Genomic DNA, 5639 nt, shown 5'->3' on the forward strand with positions numbered 1-5639 from the left:
AATCGAGGTTCGTTTCTTGCGGTAGATCGCCTCGATGCCCATCAGGCGCATGAGGGTGGCGACGTGAAGCCGGCCGACCGCTACGCCCGCGCGCTCGAGCATGCGGGCGAGCCGGCGAGAGCCGAAGAAAGGGTGGGCAAGATGCAGCTCGTCGATGCGGCGCATGAGCGCCAGATCGGCGGCCGAGATCGGCTGAGGTTGGTAGTACACGCTCGATCGGGACAGATCGAGCAGTTCGCACTGGCGCATGATCGTCACCTCGCCTTGTCGGTCGATCAGCGCTTTGCGCTCGGGAGGCCGAATCTCCCGAGCGCTCCGGACAAAAAATCGCGCTCTAATGCAGAGCGCATTGTTATGCGTTGCGCGATGCGCCAAGGTCCTGATTGCAGGCTAGTTCGTAGGTCGTTGTCTACGCATTACGGTACCGGCCCTAAGCGAGGCAATCAATTGATCGGTCGCCCTGAATCGTCCCGAGCGAAGCTTAGGCGCCATGACGGACTCAAGCGCTTCGAGCTTCACTGATGGATCGGCGCGCGTGTACATCTCGGTGGTTTGAATATGCGCGTGCCCCAGCCACAGGGCGACCTTCCGCAAGTCTTTGGCCGACTGCAGAATCGCAAGCGCGCAGGTGTGTCGAAGCACATGGGGAGAGATGTGTTTCTGCGAGAGCGAGCTACAACGCTTCGTAGCCGTCTCGACATGCTTGCGCAGAATGTACTCGAAGCCGGAGCGCGTCATGGCTTCGCCGCGCGCATTAACGAATACCTCCGGGGCGAACGCACTTTCCCGCGCCGCAAGCCATGCGCGTAACGCCGAGGCTGTTTCCTTCCAAAGGGGGAGCGAGCGCTCCTTTCGGCCTTTGCCGCGGATGAGGATGCTGGCGTGAGGCTGGAGCGTCACATCCTGGATACGCACGCCGATCAGCTCAGAGACCCGAAGCCCGGCAGCAAAGCACAGATGCAGCATGGCCCGATCGCGGATACCGTCTCGGTGATCCGGTACGGGTGCGTCGAGGATCGATTGCATCTCCTGCATCGTGAGGTGCTTGACCAGACGGGTATCGGTGCGTTTGAGCGGAATCGCCAAGATGCGTTGAATCTGTTCCATGGCTGAGGGCACCCGGTAGGACATGAAGTGCATGAAGGATTTGATGGCGGCGAGGCGCGTGTTTCGTGAGCTGGGTCCATTGCTGCGCGCCGTCTCGAGATGATTCAAGAACGCGGCGATCAGGGGTGCGTCAAGCTGTTCGAGCTGCAGCGCCGAGGGTACGATCTTCAGGCGCTCGCTCGCGAATTCAAATAAGAGCTTGAATGCGTAGGCATACGAGTCACAGGTGTGCGGGCTTGCACGCCGTTCAAGGCTTAGGCGCTGCTGCAGGAACGCGCTGATATGCGGTGCGATCGGGGTGGTCATGACCGCTCTCCGATGGCGAACCTTTCGAAGCGCTCGGCGATATCTCGCATGAGCAGCGGGGTTGCTTCGAGGTACCAGTAGGTGCCGGCGAGTTTCGCGTGGCCGAGGTAAGTCGACAGCGCCACCATGTGTTGCGTGATGCGATTGCGGCCGTCCGGACAACTCTCCAAGGCTCTGACGGCGAACGTATGTCGCAGCCCATGCAGCGTCGCCCGCGGGCGTGACGGCCCACGTGGCAATCCTGCCTTGGTCGCGGTGACGTGAAACATGTGCTCCACCTCCCAGAGTGGTAGGGGTGAGCACGTCGCCGATACAAATACGGGATCGTCGGCCTGCGCGGAGCCGCGTCGTCGTTCAATAAAGCGCTTGAGCGCCGTCCGGGCGCTGTCGTGCAGGGGAACGAGGCGGGTCTTTCTGAACTTGGATGAACGGATCACCAGCCCGTCTAGCGTGAGGTCGCTCAAGCGCAGTTGCAACGCCTCGGAGACGCGAAGACCTGTACATGCGATTAAGGCGAAGAGCGTGCCGTAGGTGTCTTTCTGATCGCTGCAACCGTGCTCACGGGCTGACCGGATCAGCCGCTCGATTTCTTCGCGCGAGTAAATGTATGGTGTTGGCCGACGCCAACTGCTCCGCCCAAATGCAGCGCGCGGAAGTTCGTGCAGCGGATTCTCGGCACGAACATGGCGTGCGAATTGGATGACATCGCGTAACCGACGCTTGCGTTGCTCGACGGAACGCGCGAGCGCTGCCCACTCGATGGCGGTTTGCGAACATACGTAGGTCTTGCCGCGCGCCATCGAGAATTGGGCGAAGTGTCGCAAGCGATATTCCTGGTAGCGGAGTTTGAATCCGCAAGCACGGCGAAGCGCAAGGTAGGACTGGACAGCATCAATTAGCATGGCCGCACCTCCGGCCAAGGCTGAGCGATGCGATCAAGCGCAGTGACATCGACCTTCGCGCAAATCTGCGTGGTTTCAACCGAGCGGTGCCGCAGCAGGGCAGCGATGTCTTGCAGAGATGCTCCCTGTCGCAGCATCGCGGTTGCGACTGAGTGCCGGAGCACATGAGCCGCGCCCCCGCGCGGGCACGCCACGCCGGCGCGCGCTATCGCGTCTTTGACGATGAGCCCAACGTTCGCGGGACTCCTAAACGCCGTAAACGGCGCGACCGAGCGCAGAAACAGCGCATCGCTTTGCGCGTGCGGTCGCCCGTGCTGTAGGTAATCCACGATGGCTTGGCCGACCTCCTGGCTCAACGGCAGCCGGGTCTCGCGTCTACTCTTGCCGCTGACCGATATCGAGGCGTCTTTCCAGTTGATGTCCCCAAGGCGTAACCGGACGACATCGCCCGCTCGCAGCCCCAAGCGCGCAAGCAGAAGCACAATGGCTCGATTGCGTCTGCCGATGGGTGAGGATGGGATGCATGAGGCGATGACACGTTCCACCTCATCCGATTGCAGATAACGTGGTAAGGGTGCGAGCCGCCAATGGGCCAAGACAGGCACAGCGGCGTCTAGCCCACTTCGGCACAGGCCTTGCGTGATCAAGAAGCGCAGGAACATGCGTACCGCACTCGCGCAATTCTTCGCTGAGCCCGCACCCATACGTTGACTTTGCTCCAGGATGAATCGGCGCAGAATCGGTGCATCAAGCTTGCCCGGGTCTTCACCGATGCGCTTCAATAGCGCCCGAAGTGGCGCCCGGTAGCTATTGAGCGTCGATGGCCCTGTCCCGCGCTGTTCGCGCATCCACGCGAAGAACTGTTGAAGCAATGCCGGCAGCACATTCTCAAGTGCGCTCGTGCGCCAGGGCGCGACACCGTTACCGCACCGGTATCCCAAGAAAGAACGCGCGGCGCACAACCAATCCGCCCGATCCGTGTGGGTGAATCCTTTGCATTTGCACCGCTTGAGATGATCATCGAAGCGCGCCAACATGCGCATGTCGAGTTCGTCGCTGGGTATCCCTTTAGCGCCTGCCCAACAAAGCAGATGCGACGCGGCTAGGATACGTTTGCGGGCCGTATATTCCGCGTAGCCCACCTCCCACAGCGCCTGCGCAAACCCGTCGAGCAGCGTCCCGTCCGAACAACCACGCAGTGCGCGGATGCGCGATCGGGAATGGAAGAATTGCTCAAGCATGACAGCCTCCGTCGGTCGTAATCTCAGGCCCAATGGCCAACAAGATTATGCGGAGTGGCGATGCTTGCCCTCATGCCATATGCAGTTGAATCAGCAGCAGTTTAGAACCGCTGCCAATCACGCAGTGTGCATAACAATACGCGCTGCATTAGAGCGCTAATGCGGTGCACCGCATTAGCGCTCCATGGTGAGCTCTCCCACCTTGGCTTGCAGATCGCGAATCCGACGCTCGGCATCCTCGGCAACGGGGTTGCCGTTCTCGAAGACCTCGCCGGCGTGCTCAAGGAGCTGCTTGCGCCACGTCGCGATCTGGGTGGCGTGTACGCCGTGGCGTGAGGCGAGCTCGGCGAGGGTTGAATCGCCCTTCAATGCCTCCAAGGCAATTCGAGCTTTGAACTTCGCTGAGTGGTTCCTGCGTGAACGTTTCGTCATGGTGACTGCTCCTCAAAATCGGCATCGCTGCCGCTACGATAGAGCAGTTCATCCACTTAACCAGAACCCATTTCGTGTCCGAATAAACCGAGCCACCTCTGATCTGCTCCTTTCCTCGTTGCTCGAATTCGAACTCGACCTTCTTGCCGACGCCGAGCTTGGCGAGCGTCGCCTGGTCCTTCACCTTGAAGGTCATCGTCATTGCCAGCCAATTGATGCTCTTTACCGGGTCGTGCGCGACCGTTGCGGTGCCAGCCTTTGCATCGAGTTTTTTCGCGACGCCGGTGGGCTTGTGAACCGCCTTACCCTTGCTCGCGTTCTGATCCTTGCGTTCCATGTCCATCCCCTTCATATCTTGTGCGACGCTGAACGAGGGAACGACGAGCGCGTTGTATTGCCGCATCAGTATCTCGAAGGCCGATTGGTTCTCGTGGCAGATGCGGTGCGCAAGATCCGCATCGTTCGATACAGGCAGCATAGGTGCGCTCGATACGGACATGACAATCCCGCGGGCTCTGTTTGTTTGAAGGTTCGCCCATTAGATGCACTCATCCTGCGTTCCCGTGATGGTACGCCCAATAGCGCTGAGCAAGACCGCTCGACCTGATTACTCAGGCGAGTTCGACTGCTATCGCGGCGGCAAAGGCAAGCGGGTTATCCGTCCCGTCGATCCCGAAATCAATGGCATGGCAGCGATCGAGCCAAGTGCCGTGCGGAAAAGTCAGCTCGCGGGGCGATATATCGCAGACAACTTTGTACATATGTCTAGCTATTGATCGGATTCCTGCAACAACGTTGTTCCGCCGGCTGGCTTATGCTGCTCATTGCCTTCAGCTACATTAGGCGTCTGCGCTAAGGCGAGTGAAGAAACTGGCGGAGAGCAAACATGGACGAATCAGATCTTCACACGAGTTTCGGAATCTTTTACCCCACGGGATGGATCGTCGTGGCATTTCCCGAGCGTGCTTTCGCCGAGCAGGTGCAGCGCGACGTATTTACCGGCGGTTATGACGAGGCAGACTGTAAGCTGATCCGGGGCGACGAAGTGATCCCATCTGTCCAGGCTCAACTCGACGGCTCCGGTTGGTTGGCTAAGCTAGGCATGGCCGATGAAATGATCGGCCGGCACCTTGATGCGGCCAAGCGGGGAAGTACTTTCCTGTTGATCCATGCACTGTCCGATGCCGAGGCTGAGCGGGCGATGAAAGTGGTAAGGCGCGTGCCATTCGATCTTGCGCACCGCTATCACCGATTCGCTATTGAGGAGATCAAGTAAAGGTAATCTACTCGCGTTTCATGTCTTGCCGCCAGACCGGATGACGCAAGATGCCGACGGCGATCGACTGGATGGAAATGATATGAGTGAAGGGAAACGCCAAGGACCCGACCTCACGCAAGGCGTAGTACTTTCGACTCTTGCCGAAGACGCAATGCTCCTCGGGCATGTAAAGGACGAACCAGTGATCCTGGTCCGCCATGGCGACGAGCTCTTCGCCATCGGGGCGTCTGTACGCACTATGGCGGTCCGCTTGCCGAAGGTTGTCAGCGCCGGCGCGAATTTCGTAGCAATTGGCCGGTTTGGAATTCACGGTCGGAACGAGGCGCCGTCGGGTTAGCGACGAGAGATATTGGAGCGGGAATCAAGCTTCTA

6 protein-coding genes and 2 pseudogenes are annotated in these 5639 nt (G+C 59.5%); 2 read left to right on the forward strand and 6 right to left on the reverse strand.

Annotated elements, in window-relative coordinates; translation table 11 throughout:
• The 6 genes and pseudogenes from GEV05_30180 to GEV05_30205 all read right to left on the reverse strand — a co-directional run.
• On the reverse strand, positions 1–249 hold a 249-nt coding region (locus tag GEV05_30180; protein ID MPZ47553.1), incomplete at its 3' end, for an IS3 family transposase.
• Positions 250–390: 141 nt separating this feature from the next.
• Positions 391–1413: a tyrosine-type recombinase/integrase gene (locus GEV05_30185; protein MPZ47554.1), complete on the reverse strand. Its 1023-nt coding sequence runs from the start codon at positions 1411–1413 to the stop codon at positions 391–393.
• Positions 1410–2315, reverse strand: coding sequence for a tyrosine-type recombinase/integrase (locus GEV05_30190; GenBank protein MPZ47555.1), 906 nt, complete (start codon positions 2313–2315; stop codon positions 1410–1412). Before GEV05_30190 ends, GEV05_30185 begins: the two co-directional genes overlap by 4 nt.
• Positions 2309–3556, reverse strand: a complete 1248-nt coding sequence (locus tag GEV05_30195; protein MPZ47556.1) for a tyrosine-type recombinase/integrase — start codon at positions 3554–3556, stop codon at positions 2309–2311. The genes GEV05_30190 and GEV05_30195 overlap by 7 nt, the downstream gene beginning before the upstream one ends.
• A gap of 174 nt (positions 3557–3730) precedes the next feature.
• On the reverse strand, positions 3731–3988 hold the full coding sequence (locus GEV05_30200) for a transposase (GenBank protein MPZ47557.1): 258 nt from the start codon (positions 3986–3988) through the stop codon (positions 3731–3733).
• Positions 3989–4094: 106 nt separating this feature from the next.
• Positions 4095–4391, reverse strand: a pseudogene (locus tag GEV05_30205) (hypothetical protein).
• Positions 4392–4874: 483 nt separating this feature from the next.
• Here GEV05_30205 and GEV05_30210 point away from each other — a divergent pair.
• Entirely contained in the window at positions 4875–5264 is a 390-nt protein-coding gene (locus GEV05_30210) for a hypothetical protein (protein ID MPZ47558.1), read from the forward strand.
• Between the two features lie 82 nt (positions 5265–5346).
• Positions 5347–5528, forward strand: a pseudogene (locus tag GEV05_30215) (Rieske 2Fe-2S domain-containing protein).
• The last annotated feature ends 111 nt before the right edge of the window (positions 5529–5639 follow it).

The sequence above is a fragment of the Betaproteobacteria bacterium genome (assembly GCA_009377585.1).
GTDB lineage: Bacteria > Pseudomonadota > Gammaproteobacteria > Burkholderiales > WYBJ01 > WYBJ01.